General features: G+C 58.4%; 21 protein-coding genes and 1 pseudogene. 1 reads left to right on the top strand and 21 read right to left on the bottom strand.

Annotation, left to right across the window (positions count from 1 at the left end; translation table 11 throughout):
• Positions 1–128 precede the first annotated feature (128 nt).
• The 7 genes from Q9290_RS02265 to Q9290_RS02235 form a co-directional block, all read right to left on the bottom strand.
• Positions 129–950 (bottom strand): mechanosensitive ion channel family protein, encoded by an 822-nt coding sequence (locus Q9290_RS02265; RefSeq protein ID WP_306078007.1) that lies wholly within the window; start codon positions 948–950, stop codon positions 129–131.
• Positions 951–973: 23 nt separating this feature from the next.
• A complete protein-coding gene (locus tag Q9290_RS02260) occupies positions 974–1,960 on the bottom strand; it encodes a hypothetical protein (RefSeq protein ID WP_306078006.1) in 987 nt (328 codons plus the stop codon).
• Between the two features lie 149 nt (positions 1,961–2,109).
• Positions 2,110–2,616, bottom strand: a complete 507-nt coding sequence (locus tag Q9290_RS02255; protein ID WP_306078005.1) for a DUF3087 domain-containing protein — start codon at positions 2,614–2,616, stop codon at positions 2,110–2,112.
• A gap of 72 nt (positions 2,617–2,688) precedes the next feature.
• Entirely contained in the window at positions 2,689–3,081 is a 393-nt protein-coding gene (locus tag Q9290_RS02250) for a DoxX family protein (protein WP_306078004.1), read from the bottom strand.
• A gap of 102 nt (positions 3,082–3,183) precedes the next feature.
• On the bottom strand, positions 3,184–3,597 hold the full coding sequence (locus Q9290_RS02245) for a GFA family protein (protein ID WP_306078003.1): 414 nt from the start codon (positions 3,595–3,597) through the stop codon (positions 3,184–3,186).
• On the bottom strand, positions 3,594–4,820 hold the full coding sequence (locus Q9290_RS02240; RefSeq protein ID WP_306078002.1) for an IucA/IucC family protein: 1,227 nt from the start codon (positions 4,818–4,820) through the stop codon (positions 3,594–3,596). The genes Q9290_RS02245 and Q9290_RS02240 overlap by 4 nt, the downstream gene beginning before the upstream one ends.
• A 78-nt stretch (positions 4,821–4,898) precedes the next feature.
• A complete protein-coding gene (locus tag Q9290_RS02235) occupies positions 4,899–7,601 on the bottom strand; it encodes a cation-transporting P-type ATPase (protein ID WP_306078001.1) in 2,703 nt (900 codons plus the stop codon).
• Between the two features lie 138 nt (positions 7,602–7,739).
• Here Q9290_RS02235 and yegD point away from each other — a divergent pair, with 138 nt between their 5' ends.
• A complete protein-coding gene (yegD, locus tag Q9290_RS02230) occupies positions 7,740–9,098 on the top strand; it encodes a molecular chaperone (protein ID WP_306078000.1) in 1,359 nt (452 codons plus the stop codon).
• Here the strand turns inward: yegD and Q9290_RS02225 are convergent.
• The 14 genes and pseudogenes from Q9290_RS02225 to Q9290_RS02160 all read right to left on the bottom strand — a co-directional run bounded on the left by Q9290_RS02225 (position 9,089) and on the right by Q9290_RS02160 (position 22,906).
• Positions 9,089–9,313: an amphi-Trp domain-containing protein gene (locus Q9290_RS02225; RefSeq protein WP_306077999.1), complete on the bottom strand. Its 225-nt coding sequence runs from the start codon at positions 9,311–9,313 to the stop codon at positions 9,089–9,091. The two genes, yegD and Q9290_RS02225, sit on opposite strands and share 10 nt — an antisense overlap.
• A 139-nt stretch (positions 9,314–9,452) precedes the next feature.
• Entirely contained in the window at positions 9,453–10,193 is a 741-nt protein-coding gene (locus Q9290_RS02220; protein ID WP_306077998.1) for a Mut7-C RNAse domain-containing protein, read from the bottom strand.
• Between the two features lie 17 nt (positions 10,194–10,210).
• The gene (locus Q9290_RS02215) at positions 10,211–10,585 is read right to left on the bottom strand and encodes a VOC family protein (protein ID WP_306077997.1); all 375 of its coding nucleotides are present in this window, start codon (positions 10,583–10,585) and stop codon (positions 10,211–10,213) included.
• 164 nt (positions 10,586–10,749) lie between these two features.
• Positions 10,750–10,983: a hypothetical protein gene (locus tag Q9290_RS02210; RefSeq protein ID WP_306077996.1), complete on the bottom strand. Its 234-nt coding sequence runs from the start codon at positions 10,981–10,983 to the stop codon at positions 10,750–10,752.
• Positions 10,983–11,408, bottom strand: a complete 426-nt coding sequence (locus Q9290_RS02205) for a hypothetical protein (RefSeq protein ID WP_306077995.1) — start codon at positions 11,406–11,408, stop codon at positions 10,983–10,985. The genes Q9290_RS02210 and Q9290_RS02205 overlap by 1 nt, the downstream gene beginning before the upstream one ends.
• A 50-nt stretch (positions 11,409–11,458) precedes the next feature.
• Complete coding sequence (locus Q9290_RS02200; RefSeq protein ID WP_306077994.1) at positions 11,459–11,905, bottom strand: hypothetical protein; 447 nt, start codon at positions 11,903–11,905, stop codon at positions 11,459–11,461.
• A 387-nt stretch (positions 11,906–12,292) separates the two neighbouring features.
• Positions 12,293–12,418: pseudogene (locus Q9290_RS02195) on the bottom strand (IS1595 family transposase); the annotation flags it as partial.
• Between the two features lie 139 nt (positions 12,419–12,557).
• Positions 12,558–13,196 carry a hypothetical protein gene (locus Q9290_RS02190; RefSeq protein ID WP_306077993.1) on the bottom strand — a complete coding sequence of 213 codons (639 nt, stop codon included), beginning with the start codon at positions 13,194–13,196 and terminating at the stop codon, positions 12,558–12,560.
• Between the two features lie 463 nt (positions 13,197–13,659).
• Positions 13,660–14,973, bottom strand: coding sequence for a methyl-accepting chemotaxis protein (locus Q9290_RS02185; RefSeq protein ID WP_306077992.1), 1,314 nt, complete (start codon positions 14,971–14,973; stop codon positions 13,660–13,662).
• Between the two features lie 153 nt (positions 14,974–15,126).
• The gene (rplY, locus tag Q9290_RS02180) at positions 15,127–15,414 is read right to left on the bottom strand and encodes a 50S ribosomal protein L25 (protein WP_306077991.1); all 288 of its coding nucleotides are present in this window, start codon (positions 15,412–15,414) and stop codon (positions 15,127–15,129) included.
• A 224-nt stretch (positions 15,415–15,638) separates the two neighbouring features.
• Positions 15,639–19,514 carry an ATP-dependent RNA helicase HrpA gene (hrpA, locus tag Q9290_RS02175; RefSeq protein ID WP_371930883.1) on the bottom strand — a complete coding sequence of 1,292 codons (3,876 nt, stop codon included), beginning with the start codon at positions 19,512–19,514 and terminating at the stop codon, positions 15,639–15,641.
• Positions 19,515–20,211: 697 nt separating this feature from the next.
• Complete coding sequence (locus tag Q9290_RS02170; RefSeq protein WP_306077990.1) at positions 20,212–20,685, bottom strand: outer membrane lipoprotein; 474 nt, start codon at positions 20,683–20,685, stop codon at positions 20,212–20,214.
• Positions 20,686–20,945: 260 nt separating this feature from the next.
• Complete coding sequence (locus Q9290_RS02165) at positions 20,946–22,085, bottom strand: MFS transporter (protein ID WP_306077989.1); 1,140 nt, start codon at positions 22,083–22,085, stop codon at positions 20,946–20,948.
• A 92-nt stretch (positions 22,086–22,177) separates the two neighbouring features.
• Positions 22,178–22,906: a hypothetical protein gene (locus Q9290_RS02160; RefSeq protein ID WP_306077988.1), complete on the bottom strand. Its 729-nt coding sequence runs from the start codon at positions 22,904–22,906 to the stop codon at positions 22,178–22,180.
• Positions 22,907–22,926: the final 20 nt, after the last annotated feature.

Raw genomic sequence — 22,926 nt, 5'->3', positions numbered from 1 at the left:
CGGAAACGTAGGTTGGAATGAGCTTCGGCGAATTCCAACATGTCGTGGTCGCCCGTATTTGTTGGGATTCGCTACGCTCATCACAACCTACTCATTTTCTGCAGGTTCGGTTTTAATGGGACCTGCAACTACCCCGCATTACTCTCCCCGCTTCCCGCCATGGCTTCCACCCGGGCGAATTCCACCCCCATGGCCTGCAGGGTGGCCTTGCCCCGGGCGGTCAGATCCGAGACAAACAAAAACTGCTGGCGCGGATCCATGGGATAGGACTTGATGCGATAGCGGCTGCCCCAGGGATGATCTTCCATCACCACCACTACAGGTCGGTTGAGCTTGAGATAAGGGCTGGACAGGGCCACGTCGTGCAGCGCCCGGCGCACTGCATGGGCATTGTGCTCGGGCGCCAGGTAAAAGCTCGCCACGCACATCAGGCTGGCACCGCCGTTGTTGGCATTGCGGATCAGCTCGCTCCACAGCTTTAAATGCGGCACCACCACCACGGTGTCGTCGGGGGTGACCATTTCCAGCGCCCGCAGGCCAATGTGGCGTACCTCGCCGTAGCAGCCGTCCACTTCTATCCAGTCACCGGGCCGGTAGGGCCGCTCATAGGCCGCCACCACACCGGCAAACAGACTGCTGACGTAATCCTTGAGGGCAAAGCCCAGGGCCAGGCCCACGGTGCCGAGAATGGCCACCATGTTGCGCAACGAGGGCTCGATCAGCAGGCTGACCACCCAGCCAATGGCCACCAGCACCACCAGAATGCGCAGCGTCGGGATCAGCGCCAGCACCCAGTGCCGGCGCCGGCCATGCAGCCGGTTGGCCAGCCAGGGCAGCGCAAACTGCACCAGCCAGGCCAGCACCATGGCCGCGATGACCACCAGCACCAGCTCGGTGATAATGGCGGGAGTAATGCGGCGAAACAGCCCGGTGAGTTGGTCGGTGTCCATAATGTGCCCTCGCTCGCTGTTGACTAAAAATCGTCGAGGCAATGATCCCGGCTGGCGAGGAACTCCCGCACCGCCGGATAGGCCGCCGGGCTCAGCTGCCAGCGGGTGCCCTGCCAGACCACCTGGCCGCAGTATTCCAACCGCTGCAGAGAGGCCGCCAGCCGCTCGGGTCCCAGCATGGGCAGTACCCACTGCAGGCGTTTTGGCTCCAGGCCGCCGTGCAACAACAGTGCATAGAGCACAAAGGCGGTGGTGTCGTCGGCCTCGGTCGGCAGCTCGGGCCGGCCACCGTTGTCGGCGTGATCAGCGGTCCACAGGGCCAGGGCCACACCCGCATTGCCCCGGGCATCGGCGGTGAGCGCCGCCAGTTTTCTGCCGGCGCCCTTAAGCCCAAGGGGCTGCAACATGTGCGGCGTTACTGGCGCAAGGCAACAGGGATGGGGCAGCACCAGCGCAAAGGCCTGGTGAATAAAACGATAAGTCCAGCTGTTGCACACCACCAGCCCGGAGCCGAGCTTCCCTTCCAGCAACCTCACCAGCAAATCACGCAAAAACGTCATGCCGGTGGGCGTACGCAGAAAATACCGGGCCAGTTCATCCAGCAGCCAGGGGCCATGGACGCCCTGGCGACGCCACCAGCCGCTGACATCGGCGCCGGCCAGCTCGCTTTCATCGGGAGGGGAAAGACAAGGCCAGCGCCGTTTACCGGCCCAGTCCCGGGCCATGTCGGCGGTGCCGCTAAAGGGAGGATCCAGCAAAAAACGCACCTCGGCGCGCGTCCCCGGCCAGTGCTCGGCCCAGCGGGCCAGTGCCGCCACCGCCGGCTGACGGTCGAAATTTTCATGGCTCGGCACTCGGCCATCGAGCCCGCTTTCGGGCTCGTCGTGGTGGCCCACCAGCAACCGGCCCAGCCGGCGCAGCCCCCGGCGCAACCGGCTGCTGGCCGGCGGCGCCGGGCAGACGAAGTCGCATAACTCAATCACTTGCCAGCCGTCGTCATCTTCGCGCATTACACCTTCTCCCTGTAGCTGAAGGCGACACTCCACTTAGAAAAGGGTAAGCCAGTACGGCCAGATTGGCCGTGAATGTTCCACATCGGCGCCGTCAGGCACAAAAAAAGAGGCCACCCGGCCTCTTCAATGGTTTTAACTCCCAAGGACTAAAAACGATCAAGCATGGCTTCATCATAGGCATCGGTATCGAGGGTAACGCCGTGCTCTTCAGCCAGGTTGTTGAGCTCGGTCTCTTTGGCGGACAGCTCGTCCATCACAATGGTGTTGTCGTCCAGCTGCCACAGCTGGCGCGAGCCGGCGTAGCAAAACTGCAGCACCTGCATGGCGGTGGCGTCACCTTCTTTGGCGGCGGCTTCTATCTGACGGCGCTTGCGGCTGATCTTGTTAAGCCGCTGCTTTAGCTCCCACACATACACCACCTCGGTCATAAAGGGATGCCGGCGCGAGCGGCTGAGCCCCGCCCCCACCAGCAGAGCGGCAAACACCACTCCCAGCAGATTCCAGTGAAAGTGGTTGCCGTCGGCATCGGGAAAAAAGGCGATCAGCAGCTGGGAAATGCCCAGGCTCAGTACCGCCAGGGCCAGGGCCGAGCCGATAAATACCCGGTTGAGATGGCGACGATAGCGGCCTTTGTCGATGTCTTTGAGTTTCATAAGCACCTGAAAAAATATAAAAAAACGGCCGCATTATAATCGCGACCGCTCATTCTTCCCACATCCGTTCGCTCAGCGCCGGCGCTGCAGCCGGTCCAGGCTAAAGCTGCCACCACCGGCAAACACCAGATAAAAGAACACGAAGCAGAACATGATGGCCAGCTCGCCACCGTTGTTCAGCGGCCAGAAACCTCGGGGATGATGCACCATAAAATAGGCAACCGCCATCTGTCCCGACAGTAAAAAGGCCACTGGCCGGGTATAGAGCCCCACCAGCAGCAGGGCACCGCCAAACAGCTCCAGCACTCCGGCCGCACCGATCAGTGAGAACAACTCAAACTCGCCCCGGGAAGCCGCCGGGAATCCCAGAATCTTCTGCCCGCCATGCTGCATAAACAAAAACGCTGTCACCATTCGCACCAGGCTCAGCACCAGTGGCCGCCAGGCATTCAGAAAGCTGTCCATACGTGTTCTCCTTGATGTGATTCACCTGTTTCAATACAAGTGCCTTTAACGACCGGGCGCAAGCCAGAGTTCAATCAGGCAGGGGCTGTGTGCAAAGCAGCCTCACCTCTGCTCCGGCAAGGCATCAAACCCGGGCACGGTCTCCAGCCCGTGGGTCCAGCCGGCGCGGCTGCCCACAAAAAGCCGTGCCTTGGGGCGCAGCAAAACCGGCGTATCCAGGCTGCCCGCCGGCACCATCAGCAGGCCGGTGTCGGCATCCTGCACCGGTAACGCCGAGCCGCATACTCGGCAAAATCCCCTGACGTGGCGGGTTTCCGGCAGCCGAAACACCCGCACCAGCTCCTTCCCCTGTAACCAGGTTAACGTGGCCGTGCCGGAAAACAGATTAGCGCCGTGGGCCGAGCCCGTGCCTTTTCGGCAACGCCGGCAATAACACAGGTAAAAAGCGTTGAAGGTGCCCCGCACCTCAAACCGTACTCCACCACACAGGCAGGCGCCGGCGTGCATGCTGCTCATGGTTTCCTCCCTGGTCGCCACTCGGGCGACTGTCCGGTGTTCTGATACAGGGGCTTGTTGTATTGATCCCGCCGCTCGCTGAAGTACCACACAGTGGGCGGCAAATAACGGGCGTGGTCGGGAAACAAGCGGGCAAATTCTTCCCGGCAGGGGCCGCAGAAGTCATCCCGGTTGAGGCCGGCGTATTCCGCCTGACACTCCGCCACGATGCGGTCAAAGAAATGGCTGCCCATAAACTTGTCGTAGGTAATGCTGTGAAACTCGCTGCTTTCCATGCGGTTGTAATCATTGAGGTGGCCACTGCCCAGCCCCAAATCCCGGCGCCGGCGCATGTCGATGCCCACGCTCAGATCCCGGTGCACCAGGCGGCTAACCTGTTGCTTGTCATTCAGCTCCAGCAGCAGGTTCTGGCCGTGGGGCTCGAGCAGGTAACCAAACTGTCGAAACGCCTGCACCCAGTGGCGCACAATGGGCAGCATGATGTGGTCGAGTACGTACTGGCGCGGATCCCGCTCGCCAATCAGCTCAAACAGCAGCGGCCGGGCCTTGGGGTTGAAAAAATCCCGGCCGTAAAGGGCAAAGCCGGGCAGCAGGCTGCGCGGTTCCGGCACCTGAGGAAAGGGGCTCATCTCCCGCACCAGGTAGCCCCAGTTTTCTCCCCGGCCCGTTTCTTCGTTCAGGCTGTGGTGCACCACGCCCAGCACTTCCCGCAAAAACGCAAACTGATGATCGAACCGCGCTATACCCTGCTCCAGCTCCAGGGAAACATTGATCGCCTGTTCAATCACCTCGTCGCGCATTTTCCGTTCGTAACGGGACACCCGAAACGGAAAATGCACCTTGATGGCATGGGGAATTACGCCATCCCGTACATACAGGGTGCGGGATGAGGAGCTGGGTATCACCTCAATGCCTGTTTGCCGAATGCCCGAGGCCAGAATATGCCGGACATAAGGATCATACGGCAGCGCCTCCAGCACCTGCGGATGCAGGCAAAACAGCGCTTGTTCATCGTTCAGATACTGCGCCAGCAGCGCCGGCGCCGGATTGGCGGCATACACACTCACCTGAGCCCGGGGCAACGCAAACACCGGCAACTCAAAACCGCCGTGGTCGGCATCGGGCCGGTAGGCCTGCCGCGCTTCTGTGTAGGCGGCATGGCGGCTGTAGCTGCGGGTGCCCTCGTTGCGGTAACGGTCGGCATAAACAAGTGATGGGATCATGAGCTGCTGGCTTCAATTGCCTCCGCGAGGTGGTGAGCAAAGTATATTCAGCACACAGCGTCACCGCCACGCACCGCCTCAGCGGCCGGCTCGCCAGCGCAGCCGCAGCTGTTTTTCGGTTTCAATAATGGCAAACAGCCCCACGCCCACGGCAATAATGAGCAGACCATCGACCACCGGCACCGGCTCGGTGCTGAACAGCGCCTGTAAGGGCGGCAAATAGGTAATGCCAAACTGGGCCACCGTCACCACGATCACCGTGGCCCACACCACGGGCGTGCCCTTGATGGCCCGCCAGGTAAGCGAGGTGCCATACAGGTTTCGAATAAAAAACAGGTGAAAAATCTCCATCACCGCCAGGGTGTTGAGCGCCATGGTACGCGCCAGCTCCACCGAATGGCCCTGGGCCATGGCGTGGCGGTAAATGCCGAACACCCCGGCCAGAAACAGCAATGACACCAGCACAATGTGCCAGCCCAGCGCGCCACTCAGCAGCGACTCGGTTTTGGCCCGGGGCGGACGACGCATGGCATTGGCCTCGGTGGGCTCAAAAGCCAGCGCCAGCCCCAGGGTGACGGCGGTAATGAGATTAATCCACAGGATCTGGATGGGGGTGATCGGCAAGGTCATGCCAAACAGCAGCGCCACAATAATGGTCATGGCCTCGCCGGTGCTGGTGGGCAGGGTCCAGCTGATCACCTTTTTGATGTTGTCGTACACGGTGCGCCCTTCCCGCACCGCCGCCACTATGCTGGCAAAGTTATCGTCGGTAAGCACAAACTCGGCTGCCTCCTTGGCCGCCTCGCTGTCCCTGGCGCCCATGGCAATGCCGGTGTCGGCGCGCTTCAGGGCCGGGGCGTCGTTCACGCCGTCGCCGGTCATGGCCACGCTCATGCCCTGAGACTGCAGCGCCATCACCAGGCGCAGCTTGTGCTCCGGGCTGGTGCGGGCAAAGATGTCGGTGTTCAGCACGGCGTCGGCCAGGTCGGCGTCGCTCATGGCGTCGAGATCACTGCCGGTCAGCACCGCCCCGGCATGTCGCAGGCCAATCTGCCGGCCAATGGCCGCCGCCGTGTCCTTGTGATCGCCGGTGATCATCTTGACGGCAATGCCCGCCTCATGGCATTCGCGAAGAGCGCTCACCGCTTCCGGCCGAGGCGGGTCCATCAGGCCCACCAGCCCCAGCAACGTCAGCCCCTGCTCCACATCGGCAAATTCCAGCACCGTGTGCCGGGGCGGCATGGGCTTCACCGCCAGGGCCAGCACTCGCTGCCCCCGGCCGGCAATGGTCCGGGCCTGCCGCTGCCAATACGCCCCGTTCAGCGGCTCGCTGCCCTCGTTTGAAGTGCGCTGCCGGTTGCACATGGCCAGAATACGCTCGGGCGCCCCCTTGACCAGCACTTGAGCATGGTGAGCATGATCGTGATTGAGGGTGGCCATAAAACGGTGCCGGGCATCAAAGGGGATCACGTCGGTACGGGGCCAGTGGGTCCGTACCTGATGCGGCTCGATGCCCAGCTTGCCGGCCAGGGCCAGCAGGGCGCCTTCCATGGGATCGCCTTCCACCGTCCACCGTTCCTGATGCCGGTGCAGGGCGGCATCGTTGCACAGGGCCGCCACCCGGCCAAGCTCAAGCAAGGCGGCGTGCTCCCGGGCGTTCACCACCTGCTCGCCCAGCACAATGTTGCCCTCGGGCGCATAGCCCTCGCCTTCCAGAGTGAAGGTATGCTGTGCGGTGACCAGGGTGGCCACCATCATTTCGTTGCGGGTCAGGGTGCCGGTTTTATCGGTGCAGATCACCGACACCGAGCCCAAGGTCTCGATGGCCGGCAGGCGCCGCACTATGGCCTTGCGCCGGGCCATGGCCTGCACGACGCCCACCGCCAGGGTGATGGTGAGCACCGCCGGCAACCCCTCGGGAATGGCCGCCACCGACAGCCCCACCACCGCCATAAACAGCTCGGCAAAGGCCAGCCGCTCCACAAAATAACCAAACACCAGCAAGGCGCCGGCCACCAGCAAAATCACCAGGGTCAGCCACCGGGCGAACCGGTTCATTTGCAGTAACAGCGGCGTGGCCAGGGTCTCTACCGCAGACAACATGCCACTGATGCGGCCAATTTCGGTGCTGGCTCCGGTGGCCACCACCACTCCCCTGCCCTGGCCGCTGGTAACCAGGGTGCCGCTGTAGGCCATGCATTGCCGGTCACCGAGCGCAGCAGTGGCCGGCACCGGCTGAGGGTGTTTATCGACCGGCAGTGACTCGCCGGTGAGCATGGCTTCCTGCATTTGCAGGCCGCTGGCGGCCAGCAGACGCACATCCGCCGGCACCTTGTCGCCGGCTTCCAGCAAAATCACATCGCCGGGTACCAGGCCCTCGCTTTCCACCGAGCGGCGGGCACCGTCCCGCAGTACCGATGCCCGCAAGGTAAGCATGCCCCGTATGGCCTCCATGGCCCGCTCGGCCTTGCCTTCCTGCAAAAAACCGATGGCCGCATTGACCAGCACCACCGCCAGGATCACCAGGGTATCGGCCAGGTGCCCCAGCGCCGCGGTAATGGTGGCCGAGCCCAGCAGCACGTAAATCAGAATATTGTGAAACTGCCGCAGCAGGCGCCGCCAGGGGCTTACCCTGGGGAGCGCCGGCAGCCGGTTGGGGCCCTGCCTTTCCAGCCGGGCGGCCGCCTCACCGGCGGTAAGCCCGCGCTCGCTGGCCTGCAGGGCATGCAATGCCTGCCCGCAGTCCATGTGGTGCCATGTTTTATGATTGAGTTCCGCCATGCCGGGCCTGCCCTGGTTCGCCACTCTATCAAGCATACGCTCCCGCCTGTTGCACCATGATGACTTTTGGCGGCCGCCTTGCCTGAGGCTGCATATGCCGGTATGCTTCGCGGCCTTTTTTTGCTTTGGGGCCTTACTATGATCGGATTTGACTATGGCACATCCAACTGTGCCGTTGGCGTGATGAATGAAAACACCCCGAGCATTCTGCCGCTGGGCGATCACGGCCGGTACATAGCGTCAAATCTGTATGCCCCGAGCCGGGAGGTGATCGCTAACTGGCTGTATCAGCAACTGCCTCCGACACAGCAAGACACCTTCAAGCGGCAACGCCCCCTGGCACTGCAAAAGGGCCAGGCCGAGCTCAGAGAGCTGGCGCTGGATGGCATTTCCGGCGACCTGTCTTTTGGCCGTGAGGCCCTGGCCAACTACCTGCAGGAGCCCGACGAGGGCTATTACATCAAGTCGCCCAAGTCGTTTCTGGGAGCCAGCGGTCTGCTACCGCCGCAAATTGAACTGTTTGAAGACATAGTGGCGGCCATGATGAGCAACGTAAAAACGCTCACCGAGGCCGCCCTGGGCCGCAGCGTAACCCAGACGGTAATTGGCCGCCCGGTGAACTTTCAGGGCCTGCGGGGAGAAGAAAGCAACCGGCAGGCCATCGCCATTCTGACCAATGCCGCCAGACGGGTGGGCTTTAAGGACGTGGAGTTTCAGTTTGAGCCGGTGGCCGCGGGCTTTGAGTATGAAGCGGGCCTGAGCCAGGAAACCCGAGTGCTGGTGGTGGACATTGGCGGCGGCACCACCGATTGCTCCATGCTGCTCATGGGGCCGGAGCAGGCGGCGAGGCAGGACCGCAGCCGGGATCTGCTCAGCCACAGCGGTGAGCGGGTGGGCGGCAACGACTTTGATATTGCGCTGGCGCTGAAAGGCATGATGCCGGCCTTTGGTCTGGACAGCCAGTTGAAAACCGGCAAGGCCATTCCGGTAAACAGCTACTGGCAGGCGGTGGCCATTAACGATATTAATCAGCAAACCGAGTTTTACAGCGCCGCCAATGGCCGTTTTTTGCAGCAGCTGGTGCGGGACGCCGCCCAACCCGAGCTGGTCACCCGGCTGCTGACGGTGCAAAAGCACAAGCTCAGCTACCGGGTGGTGAACGCCGCCGAGCAAAGCAAAATTGCGCTTACGGAGCAAAGCACACAACAGGTGGAATTGTTCGACATAGACGAGGCGCTGACCGTTCAGCTCGACCGGGACGGCTTTGCCCGGGCCTGCAACCGCGAGCTGAGCAGCATTGCCACCCTGATAAACGACGCCATTACCGAGGCCGGCACTCAGCCCGATGTGGTGTTCGTTACCGGCGGTACCGCCAAGTCGCCGGTGCTGAACCGGTTTTTGCAACAGCAATTCAAGCAGACCCCCATTGTGATTGGGGATCACTTCGGCAGTGTGACCGCCGGCCTGACCCGCTGGGCCAGCACCATTTATTCATGAGTCCATTTTATCTGAAACTCTATTTCTTCTTCTGAATCTTCCCGCTCGTGCTCAATGCTGTAAACGGCACGAACGGGAACATAGACTCTTTCGCCGGCTATCTGTATTTCAAATTTCTCGCCATTCTCCAGCGCATCGGCGAGGCGTCTCAGCTTTGCCACAAATTCTGATGTGGAATAGGACTTTTCAATATCTCTTTCCGGTTTTGCACTCATTATGGGTCTTCCTTATCCAGCAAACCTGGCTGAAGCTTACCAGCCTCCCCATAAAACATAACACCTTCATTCCAGCACCGCCCCCCGCTACCGGGTGGTGAACGCCGCCTGCCATCTTTCGCCGTTGACGCGGTTCAGCCTAGGGGGAAAGCCGAAGCCGGGCCAGCTTCTGCATCAGCCTTGCATAGTGTGCGCCCCGCCAATAGACCTGGCCACATGTCCGGCATTGATAGAACAGCTGGTAACTGCGGCGGGTGCCATCGGGAAGGCGGCTTGCAACCTGCGACTTGGCGACCTGCTCTACCTCACCGTTACAGTTGATACAACGGCTCAGGGGCCGGCAACGCGCCATCAGCTCAAAGGCCTGCAACACCTCCTCAATCTGACAGTCGGGATCCGTGGCGCGGATGAAATATCCGTATTGCACCCGCACCTGCTTGAGGATCCCCAGATCCCGGGTGAGAATAATGCGCCGCTCGGCCAGGGACCGGTCGATGATATGGCTGTCTTCAAAGTCGTTGCCGTAAGCAGTATCGAACCCCAGTAGCCGCAGATAGCGACAGAGCTTGCCCAAATGCACATCGAGGATAAACCGGGGGACCGTTAACGGCGCTGGCCCCAGCCGGCCCGCCTGCAGCTCGAAAGCCTTGAAGCGCGGATAAACGCTGACTCGCTCGCCCCCCGAAAGATTAAAATCGAAGCCCAGGGCGACTCCATCCACCAGCACCAGCTCCACCTCGGTGTGGGGTACGCCCTGGGACTGGATAGCATCGCGCAGGCCCGGCGAACCGGAATAGCGGTAGCACACGGTTCGCTGGCGCAGCGCGGGTGGCAGAAAGTCGTTGAGCTGGCCGTAGAAACGAAACTGGCTGCTGCGCATGTGGACCTAGCCCCCGCCTAACGGGGCGGAACCTCGGCCCCGACATCGGACCAGACCGCATACTCATTGCCATTGGGATCTCCGAAATGGAAGCGGCGCCCTCCCGGGAATGGGAAAATCGGTTTGATGATGGAGCCGCCGGCCCTTTCCACCTTCGCCTGGGTCTGCTCCAGATCCTTGCTGTAGAACACGATTAGGGCGCTGCCGTTTTCGGTGGTGGCGGTTAGCTCGGACTGAAAGAAGCCGCCATTGAGCCCCTCGTTGGAAAAGGCGGTGTGCTCGGGACCGTAGTCCTCAAAGCGCCAGCCAAACACGGCGGTAAAAAAAGCCTTGGCGGCTTCGATATCCTTGGCGGGAAATTCGACATAGTTGATTTTCTCGTGCTGGTGCATATCCACTCTCTCCAGGTTCCCAGCCCTTGTGCCAGACACAACAAAACATCGATTTAATAATAGACGCTGTAGTTCCCTCGCTTTAGTGGACGCCCCGCCTTCGTTTGACTGAGGTGTCCACTAAAACGGGGGAACTACAATCACTCTTAAACAGTTTGTTATGTTTATTTTTTGAAGAGCTTACCGAACGTCTTTTTTAAATGATCGTCTAGGTGAGCTTGAACTATTGTTAGCCCCTCTTCAGCCGCAACATCTAACAACGCATCGTAATCATTTAATTCATTACAATTTTGACATTTTATTAAGTCCCCAGAAGGAAACTCCTGATCAGGCTCTCCCTCTAAAGGACAATCACAAAACAAACATTTAAGCTTTACAGTAAAGTTGCCATCTTCCATTAATAATACCCCGTAAGTTTCAGACCAAGTGTTGCTAGGGCTAAAAGAAAACCTAAAACAAGAAAAAGCCCCTTGTGCTCTTCAATGTAATCAGAAGTTTTCTTCAGAAACGTTCTGTTTGCTTTGAGCTCATCTGAACGTTTTTTTGAACGAGCAACGCCAATTCCTTTAGGAGTTATTTGCAATCCTTTGTAGTTGCCACCTCCCAAATACGCATGATTAAGCCACTCATGTGCTAAACACTTGTCTGCTGCTTTTTCGAGTTGCTCAAGAGTAAAAGTGCTTTTGTTCGCCACATTAATCTCTTGTACCAATTGTTCATCTATATCGAGATTAACGGATTTGTAGGTGCTACCGTGCTCTTCCATATAGTCGACAACCTTATTTAATAACGCATACTCAGGCATTTTTCCTCCGATAAACATAACGCCTCAATAACCGGCGCGATAGCGCGAAGTTGATTGACTTGTTAGCCTTATAGCGCAGTACATCGTGCGATAAATTCAGCCGATAAAAGCACTTCATTGGCGTCCGCAGAGTTATCGTATTCGGCGTCTGAGATAAGAAAAACACGATTCAGATTTTTGGCCCCAAGCGAATGTAGCCACCGATAATAGGGTCTTATATTGGTACTTACCTGGGCAACCGTTGTTTGATTGTCTGTTTCTTTCATAACAAAGACAAGGGTGATTTTTGCGTTTGAGTCTTCCGCGTACTTGGCGGCGTGAACCAACGCTCCGATGAAGGCCTTTCGTTCTGATTTCCTCTCACTTTCTAGAATTAGATGGATCGCACCTGAGACGTTTTTTATCGCTATATCAGGACGATAATTCCCGTTATTGGCAATATTACTCCCCCGACTAGCGACGGCGTCGCCTTGAGCTAGTCTGTGTGGGAATTTCTTGAAGTCACGGTCTAACAAATTGTATCTCCTAAATCCTAACATTTGTATATTGACCCGGCTCAATAACCAGCAACCGAGCGTTACAGTGAATTTTTATTAACACAATGATTTAAAAAATAAAAATAACCTTAATAACGATGCTCTTATGTATGAAAACGAGACGTCTCAATAACTCTGCATGCTGGTCTTGAATGTTTTCGTGAATGATTTATAAACCACTGATTTATAAGGGTACAATTTATCCGCTTGCTGCCAATCGAGAACTCCGATGAGCGGAATCGGGCACAAATCCGGTGCAAAGTCTAATATAACTGTATAGGTATGGCTCTGTTCTTATTGGCTGTTGGTCAATGGGGTTACTCCTCCTCTCAACCAAGATAAACAAGAACTCTGTTGATGTTAAATGATTCTGAACCACGCCAAGTAGTTCTGTAGGTAAGCCGTTCCAACACCATAAAAACGACCCATCCAGAGGCGCTATCGGCTCACATAACTGTTCAGTGAAAAATTGGGACACCCATAATTTTTTCCAGTCATATTAGCACGTTAAATACGCTTTCTGACTTATCTAAAAATGGTCTTCAGCCGATTAATGTGGCTTATAGCCAACAACAAGGCATACTTTTTGGCCGCATTAAGCCAGGAACCTGTAAATTATGAATGTTTTTTCTTACTTGATCGGGCGAATATGCGTAATGCGATAGGGCTTGCCGAGCTTCTGCAACCCCACCTGAATCATGTTGGTATTGATCGCGGCGCGACTGGGGGGATAGTAGTTGCTGCCATCCGTAAGTTTGATCACGTTGGTGTACATGTCGGGATAGAACGGTCCTGGCGTCCAGGTCTGCTCCGTCCCTATACACTCGATGCTCGACAGCGGCAGAAAAAACGAAGGCTCCAGCGATTCATCCGGTGAGCGCCAATCCAGCCCTCTGTGATCCAGCGTGACCGTCCAGCACCCCGGTGTTTTCAATGTAACCAGAGCTATCCGCAAAGTACTCCAGCACAGCAGACTCCAGAGCATGACGAAGAGAATGATCAATTCCAGAGGGATCGACAACGCGAACATCCCCCAGGCGATGAACAGCATAATGACCATAAAAATAAAGAAGCCGACCAGGTTCCTTCGTCCAAGCGAACGTGTGCTACAGGTCTGCACCAACGGAAACTCGATCAGCGCCAGCTCCTTTTCCGTGGCCGGACCTTTGGAAATGGCAAAAGGCATATCTTCAATTTTTTTGAGGAAGGAGGTCATCCAGTAAAGTCCGTTTTCAAAAAGGGAAATTGGGACACCCATAATTTTTCCCAATTATATTAACACGTTAAACTCACTTTCTGTCTTATCTGAAAATAGCCTGCAGCTGCTGCCCGAATAAGACCCATGCCAGCCCTTTATCTCGGGCAAACTACTGCAGCTTTCTGATATGCCCTACCGCAAAACAGAGTGGCATACCTTTTAGTCGCATCACTTTCAGCCAGCCATCAGCGTTGATATTCAGCCGTTACAGAATGAGCAGATAGCGCTCGGGGATAAAGCCCCGGTTATCTTCCCGCTGGCAGCGCCCGGCCCGTTAGACACGCTACCGCCCTAACGTTTCAGGCCGCCATTTCCTGTCACAACAGTACTCGAAAGGGTCTATTTTGGCGGGATGAAGCGGCGGGTTCAATTGCAAAAATCAAAATATGCCGTGCAGAATGCGTGGCTGCTGTTACGGCGTTTGCGCTGTGTAACGTGAGCATAAAAAAACCGCCTGGCGGCGGTTTTTAGTGAGTTACAAACTCTGCTTGAACTGGCTGACGGCATCCACCACCTGGCGGGCGCCCTGCTGTATTTCCTGCATTACGTTGCCGGCATCGTTAGAGAGCGCCAGCGCCCGTTGCGCCTTGGTCATGCTTGCTTCAATCAGCGAGACGGCATTCTCGGTGAGTGTGCGGTTTTCGGCCACCACCTGAATGATCTCTTCGGTGGCAGCACTGGTGCGGGCAGCCAGGTTTCTGACCTCGTCGGCCACCACCGCAAAGCCCCTGCCCTGCTCGCCGGCACGGGCCGCCTCTATGGCCGCATTCAGCGCCAGCAGGTTGGTCTGGTCGGCAATGCCGCGAATGCTGGTCACCAGTTCGGATACGCGCTGGGATTGAGTATCCAGCTCAAATATGCCCTTGCTGGCATCACCCATCTGCTGCGAGAGCCCGTGCATGGTGCTGATGGTGGAATCGAGCACCTCCATGCCCTTGAGGGTGTTTTCGTCGGTAGACTTCGAGATGTCATAGGCAATGCCCGAGGTCTCGGCGGTGGCCAGCTCCCGGTTTACCTGGTCGGTGATCACGGTGGCAAACTTCACCACCTTGTAAAGCTCGCCGCTCTCGTCGTGTATAGGGTTGTAAGACGCCTCCAGCCATACCGACCGGCCATGGCTGTCGAGCCGGCGAAAGCGCTCGGACACAAATTCTCCCCCGCGCAGGCGCTGCCAGAAGGCATCATAGTCGGCGGAATTGACTTCCTCGGCATCACAAAACATGCTGTGGTGTTTGCCGGTGATCTGGCTGCGGGAATAGCCCATGGCATTGAGAAAGTTGTCGTTGGCATTGAGGATCACGCCTTCCAGGCTGAATTCGATCACCGCCGACGAGCGGTTGAGGGCGGCCAGCATGTCTTCCTTCTCCCGGGAGCGGGAAATGGTTCTGGTCAGCTCGGTGGAATAGGCGTCCAGCTCTGTCCTGCCGGTGTGGCTGATGGGCCTGGGGTGCAGAATGGTCCGGTACCAGACTTCCTTGCCACTTTTACTCACCAGTTGCAGGGCTCCATGCCAGTGTCGGCCCTGTCGAATGGCGTCGAGCATCAGCCGGCAATGCTCCTTGCTCATGGCACTGGGCACAATGAAGTCGGTCAGTGGGCGCTGCAGCCAGTCACTGCGGGTATAACCCAGTGATTCAAACAGCAGGTCATTGCCATCAAGCAATGTGCCATTGCTGTCGAGGGAGAAATAGATCATCTCCTTCATCAACCCCTGCTGCATACCTTGATACTGGCCGAGCTCAGCCTCCAGCTCATCAATACGTTGCTGCAATTTTCTGCTGTTAAACATTCTGTTTATCCATGCTGGGTGTTCCCAGTCTAGTACGGGAGTGATTGTATTTTTACAATGACCCAATTGAGTACATAAAACATTCACCCAGATCGAACTTCAGGCATAAAAAAACCGCCTTTCGGCGGTTTTTTTATCTGTAACCTGTATCGCTTAGGCGCGAACAAAGTCCAGGTGGGTCAGCTTCGGCTTGAAGGGGTGACGCTGAATGTCCTGCGCCTTAACCTTCACTTCCTGGCCGTCGATGACCAGGGTCAGTACTTCGCTGTAGAAGGCGTCTTCGGCCTGAGCGATGTTTACTTTTTTGTGGTCCAGAGCAATGGCTACCGGCTCCTGGTTGCCGCCGTAAACGATGGCAGGTACTTTGTCTTCATGACGCAGGCGGCGGCTCGCACCTTTCCCCAGGTCAGAACGCACTTCGGCTTCAAATACAAATGACATAATTTTCTCTCTTGAGGTTAATGACGAAAGCTGCGACCGGCCTTCGCCTTGTAAAAGCGCGCGGATGTTAACACGCGGTGATAATGAGGGCAAGCTGGAAGGGCCCTGCTGCTTCGCTAAACGCCGGTGTTGCCTGTTTCTGGCCCCCCGCCTTCGCGGGGGTGACATGAGGAAAGGCCGGGGGTGACGTGAGGAAAGCCCGGGAGTGACGGATGATGGTAAGTTTACAGCGCTTCTATCTGTTGCAGTATGCGCTTGTCCGATACCGGATAAGGGGTGCCAAGCGTCTGGGCGAAGTACGACACCCGCAGCTCCTCTATCATCCAGCGCACGGCTTTCACCTCGGGGTCCAGCGGCTTGCCTTTGGGCTGCTTTTTCAGCAGCGCCTGGTAGGCGGTCTGCACGTTCTGAATTTTCAGCAAGTGCGCACGGTCGCGGTGCGGATCTATGCCCAGCTTGTCGAGCCGGCGGCTTAAGGCTTCCAGGTAACGGCAAACATCTTTCAGCCGCTCGGCGCCGGTGTCGGTCACAAAGCCGCGATAAATCAGGCCGTCGAGCTGGGCCTGAATGTCCGACATGGCCATGGCCATGGACAGATCAATCTTGCCCTTGAGCCGCTTCTTTATCCCCTGCGCCCGGCTCAGCACTTCTTCCACCTGCAGGGCAATGGCCGCCACCGTGGGGTTCAGCTCGCCGGCCACCTTGTCTTTCAGCACCTCAAATTCGGCGGGCGTCCAGGCCGGAGCACCGTGCTCGCGCATCAGTTGGTGAATGCCGGCGCGAATACAGTCGTCCACCAGATCCAGCACCTTGCCGTAAGGGTTGAAATAGAGCCCCAGCTTGGCCTTGTTGGGCAGCTTGTCCTGCAAATACTTGATGGGCGACGGCAGTTGCAGCAGCAGCAGCTTGCACTGGCCATCCCACATGGTCTGGGCCTGGCTGGTTTCGTCTTCACACAATTGCAGCGCCACGCTGTCGCCCTGATCACTCAGCGCCGGGTAGGCCTTCACCTCAAAACCGGCCCGCTTGGCGGCAAAGGTTTGCGGAATGGCTTTCGCGGGAAAGCTCAGCAGCCCCTCCTGCTCAAAGCGATCGTCGTCCACCGCCTGGGTGAGTGCGGTCTGCACCTGGCCCTGCAGGCTAAGCTTGATGCTTTCCAGGTCCCGGCCGGTGGCCAATTCCTTGCCGTCGGCGTCCACCACCGCAAAACGCATAATCAGGTGCGCCGGCAGCGCATTCCAGTCCCAGCTTTCACGGGGGACGGTCACGCCGGTCATGCGCCGCAGGTGTTTTTCCATCTGGTCGAGCAGCGGGCCCTCAAACGGGGTCATGGCCGCCAGCAGCGCCTCGGCAAAGTTGGGCGCCGGCACAAAGTGCTTGCGCATGGGCTTGGGCAGGGATTTGATCAGCGCCACCAGCAGCTCCCGGCGCAGCCCCGGCACCTGCCATTCAAAGGGCTCGGCGGCCACCTGGTTCAGCAGCGGCAGCGGAATGCGCACGGTCACACCGTCTTCTTCCTTGCCCGGCTCAAACTGATAGTCCAGCGGCAAATTCAGGCCGTCGTGCTGCCAGGCATCCGGGTAGTCGCGGGTAGTCACGGCGCCGGCGCGCTCGTTGAGCAGCATCTCTTCGGTAAAGTGCAGCAGCTCGGGGTTGGCCTTGCGCGCGCCCTTCCACCACTTGTCGAAATGGCGAATGGAAACAATGTCGGCGGGCAGGCGCTCGTCGTAAAAGCGGAACAGGGTGTCGTCGTCAATCACCAGATCCCGGCGGCGCGACTTGTGCTCCAGGGTTTCGGCCTGCTCCAGCAGCGCTCTATTGTGATGAAAGAACTCGTGGCGGGTATGCAGCTCCCCTTCCACCAGCGCCTGGCGAATAAACAGCTCCCGGCACAGTTTGGGATCCACAGCGGAGTAGTTGACCCGGCGGCGTACCACCACCGGCAGGCCGAACAGGCTTTGGCTCACATAGCCCATCACAGCGCCCTGCTTTTTGGACCAGTGCGGCTCGCTGTAGCTGGACTTGAGCAAGTGGGCACCGGCATCGATCAGCCATTGCTGGTCAATGCGCGCGGCAGTGCGGCCGTAAAGCCGATGGGTTTCGGTGAGCTCGGCCACCATCAGCCAGCGGGGCGGCTTTTTGGCGAGTTGCGAGCCCGGCACCAGCACAAAGCGGGCGTTGCGCGCGCCGATGATTTCCTTTTTGTCGCCGTCGCGCAGGCCCACCTGGCTGAGCATGCCGGTGAGCAGGGCCCGGTGCAGGCTGTCATAGCCGGCGGGCGTGCTGTTCAGCGCAAAGCCCAGCTCGCGCACCACCAGCCGCAGCTGACTGTAAATGTCCTGCCACTCGCGCACTCGCAGATAGTTAAGAAACTCACCCATGCACTGCTTGCGGAACTGGTTGCCACTGAGCGCCTTTTGCTGCTCCTTGAGGTAGTTCCACAGGTTGATGTAGGCCACAAAGTCCGAGTCCTTGTCGGCAAAACGGCGGTGCATTTCGGCGGCGGCCTGCTGTTTTTCCAATGGCCGTTCGCGGGGGTCCTGAATACTGAGGGCGGCGGTGATCACCATCACCTCGGTCACGCAGCCATAATCGCGGGCGGCCAGCACCATACGGCCCAGGCGCGGGTCCACCGGCAGGCGGGACAGATCCCGACCCAGCGGCGTGAGTTTGAGTTCTGTTTTCTCGCTTTGCACCGCGCCCAGCTCTTCCAGCAGGCGAACACCGTCGGAAATATTTTTCTTTTCCGGCGCTTCCACAAAGGGAAAGGCGGAAATGTCGCCCAGCCCCAGAGAGAGCATCTGCAGAATGACCGAGGCCAGGTTGGTGCGCAAAATCTCGGGGTCGGTAAATTCCGGCCGGTTTAAAAAGTCTTCTTCGCTGTACAGACGAATACAAATGCCTGCCTCTACCCGGCCACAGCGGCCCATGCGCTGATTGGCGCTGGCCTGAGACACCGGTTCAATGGGCAGGCGCTGCACCTTGGTGCGGTAGGAGTAACGGCTGATGCGGGCGGTGCCGGGATCGATCACGTAGCGAATGCCGGGCACGGTAAGGGAGGTTTCCGCCACGTTGGTGGCGAGCACAATGCGCCGGCCGGAGTGAGATTCAAAAATGCGGTTCTGCTCGGCGTTCGACAGCCGCGAGAACAAGGGCACAATCTCGGTGTGGCGCAACTCCAGCTTCCGCAGGGCGTCGGCGGTGTCGCGAATTTCCCGTTCACCGTTCATGAAAATCAGAATATCGCCCGGGCCTTCGTTGGTGAGCTCGTTCACCGCGTCGAAAATGCCCTGCAGCTGGTCCCGCTCCCGGTTGTCGTCTACCAGCGGGCGGTAGCGCAGCTCCACCGGATAGGTTCGGCCCGACACCGAAATAATGGGCGCCTCGTTAAAGTGATTGGAAAAGCGCTCGGGATCGATGGTGGCGGAGGTGATGATCACCTTGAGATCCGGGCGCTTGGGCAGCAACTGGCGCAGGTAGCCCAGAATAAAGTCGATGTTAAGGCTGCGCTCGTGGGCTTCGTCGATGATGATGGTGTCATACTGGCGCAACAGCCGGTCCTGCTGAATTTCCGCCAGCAAAATACCGTCGGTCATCAGTTTGACCTGGGTCTCCTGGCTTGCCTGATCGCTGAAACGCACCTTGAAGCCAACCCGCTCGCCCAACTCACAACCCAGCTCCTGGGCCAGACGGGTGGCCACACTGCGCGCCGCCAACCGCCGGGGCTGAGTGTGGCCAATGGTGCCGTCGACGCCTAAGCCCAGCTCCAGGCACATTTTGGGGATCTGGGTGGTTTTGCCCGAGCCGGTTTCACCGGCAATGATCACCACCTGATTGTCCTGAATGGCTTTTTTGATGGTGTCGCGCTTGTCGCTGACCGGCAGCTGGGGCGGATAGGCAATGGGGTTTTGCAGCAATGCCAGCCGGCGGCTGCGCTCGGCCATGGAGGTGGCCATTTCCAGGGCAATTTTTTCCAGCACTTTTTGCTGTTTGGCCTCATTAAGCTTTGCCACGCCCTGCAGCCGGCGGCGAAACCGTCCGCGCTCCGCGCCCCTGCACTCCTTCAGCCTTGCCTGCAACTGTTCAACCGACTGCGCCAAACCAAAACCCCTGTTTGTTTATAAACACGTTTCTGCCAAAAAATCTGGCGCGCAGTCTAGCAGAAACGGGCGTTCGAATGGAGTGCCGCGCTCCGCGTGCCCCTGGCCGCTGGCGGGCCCGAAAAGTCACTTTTCTGTCTTTGGCGTCAGGATCGGCGATGGTAATTTCACCACCAGCTAGATTCGGAAGAATCCCTTCCGCTCAGAACAGCCTTTCACGGCAGTGTTTTTTCCTTGAAAGGCCAAAGTTTTCAGCCCCAGCGCGCCAGCCGCCACCCCAACAAGAAAAATACGTAAGCTCATGATAATAAACAAAAAATATATAAAACAATAAAAAGTTATGACAAGAAATATCGCGCTCACGTCAGCTTATGGCTAAAGACATTGTCAAAAATAGGCGTTAACTCACCTCAACAGCCAAAAACATAAATAAAAAACAACATTGTGATTGAAAAGCAAACATCATGCCGGTATAGTTACTTCACAGCTCACTATTTAGGAAGGTAGAAAATGAAAGAGTTAGTCATAACCGTCATTTTTACAGTCTGCGCAACCACGCTTGCCGTTTCTGCACCTTCCTTGGCACAATTTTAACTGAGCCCGGGAAGACAGGACTGTAAAACACTAAGAAATAACAATATTTCCTGTGAATAAAAAAGGCGCCGAAAGGCGCCTTTTTTGTTTTTGGCAATCCGGCTCAGTACGGCGCCACGCTCATGTTGCTGCCGGAGCCGATCATGCGCACCCGCTGACCCGGTTGCCAGCTGCGATCCGCCTTTTGTACCACCACCAGGTTCTCGCCGCTGTCAGTGCGGATTTCCAGCTCGACTGCGTTCACCTGGTTGATCTTTTCTTCGGCCTTGGAGCCCACCATGGCACCGGCAATAGCCCCGGCGGCGGTGGCCAGCGAGCGGCCGGTGCCACCACCAATGCCGCTGCCGGCAATGCCACCGATCACGCCGCCACCCACGGTGCCGATCACGTTGGGGTTTTGATCGCCGGCCTGAATTTTAACCGGTCGTACCGACACCAGGGTGCCGTAGGTCACGCTCTGGGCCCGCCCTGCGGCACTGCTGCCATAGACATCGCCGGAATAAACATCGGTGTTGGCGCAACCGGCCAGGCCCAGCATGGCCAGCACGGCAACGGCCGAAAGGTGTTTCAGTTTCATGGACGCCCCCTGTAACAAGAATACGGATTGTTATTATGAAGACATTACACCCTTAGGACCGGGCCGTCATCTTGATGGTTTCATTTGGGAGAAGGTCACACAAGGCGCCAGGGTAAAGCCGGTGCTACATTCCCTGGATGCCCACCGTCGTAGGCATGACGGTTACTTCTACATTCCCATCACCGCACCTTCAATACACAAAAGGCCTGCTTGCGCAGGCCTTTAGATGTTCAGTCACGGGTATTACAGGTGAACGGCGCTTACACCGCATCGCCCAGGGGCTTGTCGAGCACCAGCCGTACCAGCAGCAGCCACAGGGCCCAGCCGGCCACCAGCAGAATAATGAACAGGAACAGGCCGGCCTGGAACTTGTCCAGCATCATGCCGGCGATCACCGGCCCGGTGAGCGAGCCGATGCTGTAGGCAAACATCAGTTTCTGGGTCATGCGCACCAGAGCCCGGCCATGCATGTTGCCACAGGCAAACGACATGGTGGTCGGGTACAGGGTATAGGCCCCCGCTCCCACCAGCGCCAGGGCCGGGATCAACATGCTGTTGCCGCCGAACTCCCACAGCAGCAAACAGCCGGCGCCCACCATCAGCGTCTGCACCGCCATCATGGCACGCTTGCCCAGCCGGTCCGCCAGGCTGCCGTTAGGCAGCTGAAAGGCCATGCCGCACAAAATCAGCCAGGCCATGTAAAGGCCGACTTCTTCACCCAGGGCCAGCTGCTTCAGCTGAATGGGCATGAGCGCCGACAGCCCCCCCAGCAACATGCCCGCCACCAGGCAGCCGGCCAGACCCAGGGCACGGTCGGCCCGAGGCGGCTTGCCAGCGCCCGCCCCCTCGGCGGCGGCCTCGACGTCAAGATTAGGTGAGCGCATCCACCACAGCGGCAGCAACGCCAGGCCGCATACACCGGCGGCCAGCCAGAAGGCGGTCTGGCCACCGGCCGGAATCCAGTCAATAAACAGCTGGCTGATACCATAGCTGAAGTAGTACACCAGCATGTAACGGGCCATGGCGCTGGAACGGCGGTTCAGCGGCGCGACTCCCAGCACCCAGCTTTCCAGCGCCACAAAACTCACCGCAGCGGCCATGCCTGCCACCATGCGCAACACCAGCCACACCGGCAACTGGCTGGTCCAGGTAAGGGCCACCGCCGTCAGCACTAGGGTAAGGCAGCACAGCACCAGGGCTCGCACTTGCCCCCATTGCTGGATCAGTTTGTCGGCAAAAAAGCTAGCCCCCAGCATGCCCAGGTAAAAGGCGGCTCCCACCAGGCCAATCTGCGCCGCCGGTGCGCCCTGACCATTCAGGTACACGGACACCAGGGTCACCAGAAAGGCGTTGCCCAGTGTCAACAGGATCAAATGAGTGTAAAGGGGAACAAGATGCATGACGCCTCCAAAATCGAGGCGCGAATTCTAGGGATGGCCAAATCACAAGTACAATGAGAAAAATTTTGTGATTTGGCGAAAAAATTTGATGTTTAACTAATGTTACCGGCCATATGCCAGATCATGCCCTGACCAAGGGTCAATGCGCCCAATATTAACAGGGCCGCAACCGCAATCACCGGGGGTTTGGTTTGCTCCTTGCGCAGCAACGGCAAAAACCATACTAGGGCGCCGATGAGCACGGCGGCACTGACCTGCACAAAGGGCATGATCAGCGGCTCCAGTCCGGCCTCGTTCACCCCGGCGGCACGCACCGCCAGCGACAACAGCCAGAGCACGCCAAAAGCGCTGCCGGCCAGGGGCAGCAACACATTAAAGGCCTGCAACCGGTGTTTGGCACGCACCATAATCAGGTGGGCAAATACACAACCACCGGCTCCCGCCGCCAGCAGCGCCCAGCCCGGTCCCATGCGCCAGCCCACCAGCGCACCGTACAGCAGCGCCAGCACCAGCGCCGGATAATGCCAGCTCACATCCAGGCTGCGCTTGCCCTGCATGCGAGCCTGATACAGCACTGTGCCCAGGCCCACCACCAGGGTGGCGCCGCCCAGCCACAGCATGATGACCGGCACGCCCGCTTCCACCCCCAGCATCAGCGCCAGGCCAAACACCGCCCACACCGAGATGGCGCCGTCACTGATGCGCCGGCGCTGGCCGGGGCAGAGATCGCCGTTTTTCAGTACCCACACCAGCAGCGCCAGGGCTGCGACCGCACTCAGAGCCAGGGGCGCGAACAGGCGCGCCGGCAGCAATTCTGTCATGGTTTGTCTCCGTTGAATCG

The sequence above is a fragment of the Oceanimonas aquatica genome (assembly GCF_030732065.1).
Lineage (GTDB): Bacteria > Pseudomonadota > Gammaproteobacteria > Enterobacterales > Aeromonadaceae > Oceanimonas.
The sequence above is the reverse complement of the archived record's forward strand: the minus strand, read 5'-3'. Positions and strand labels throughout refer to the sequence as shown.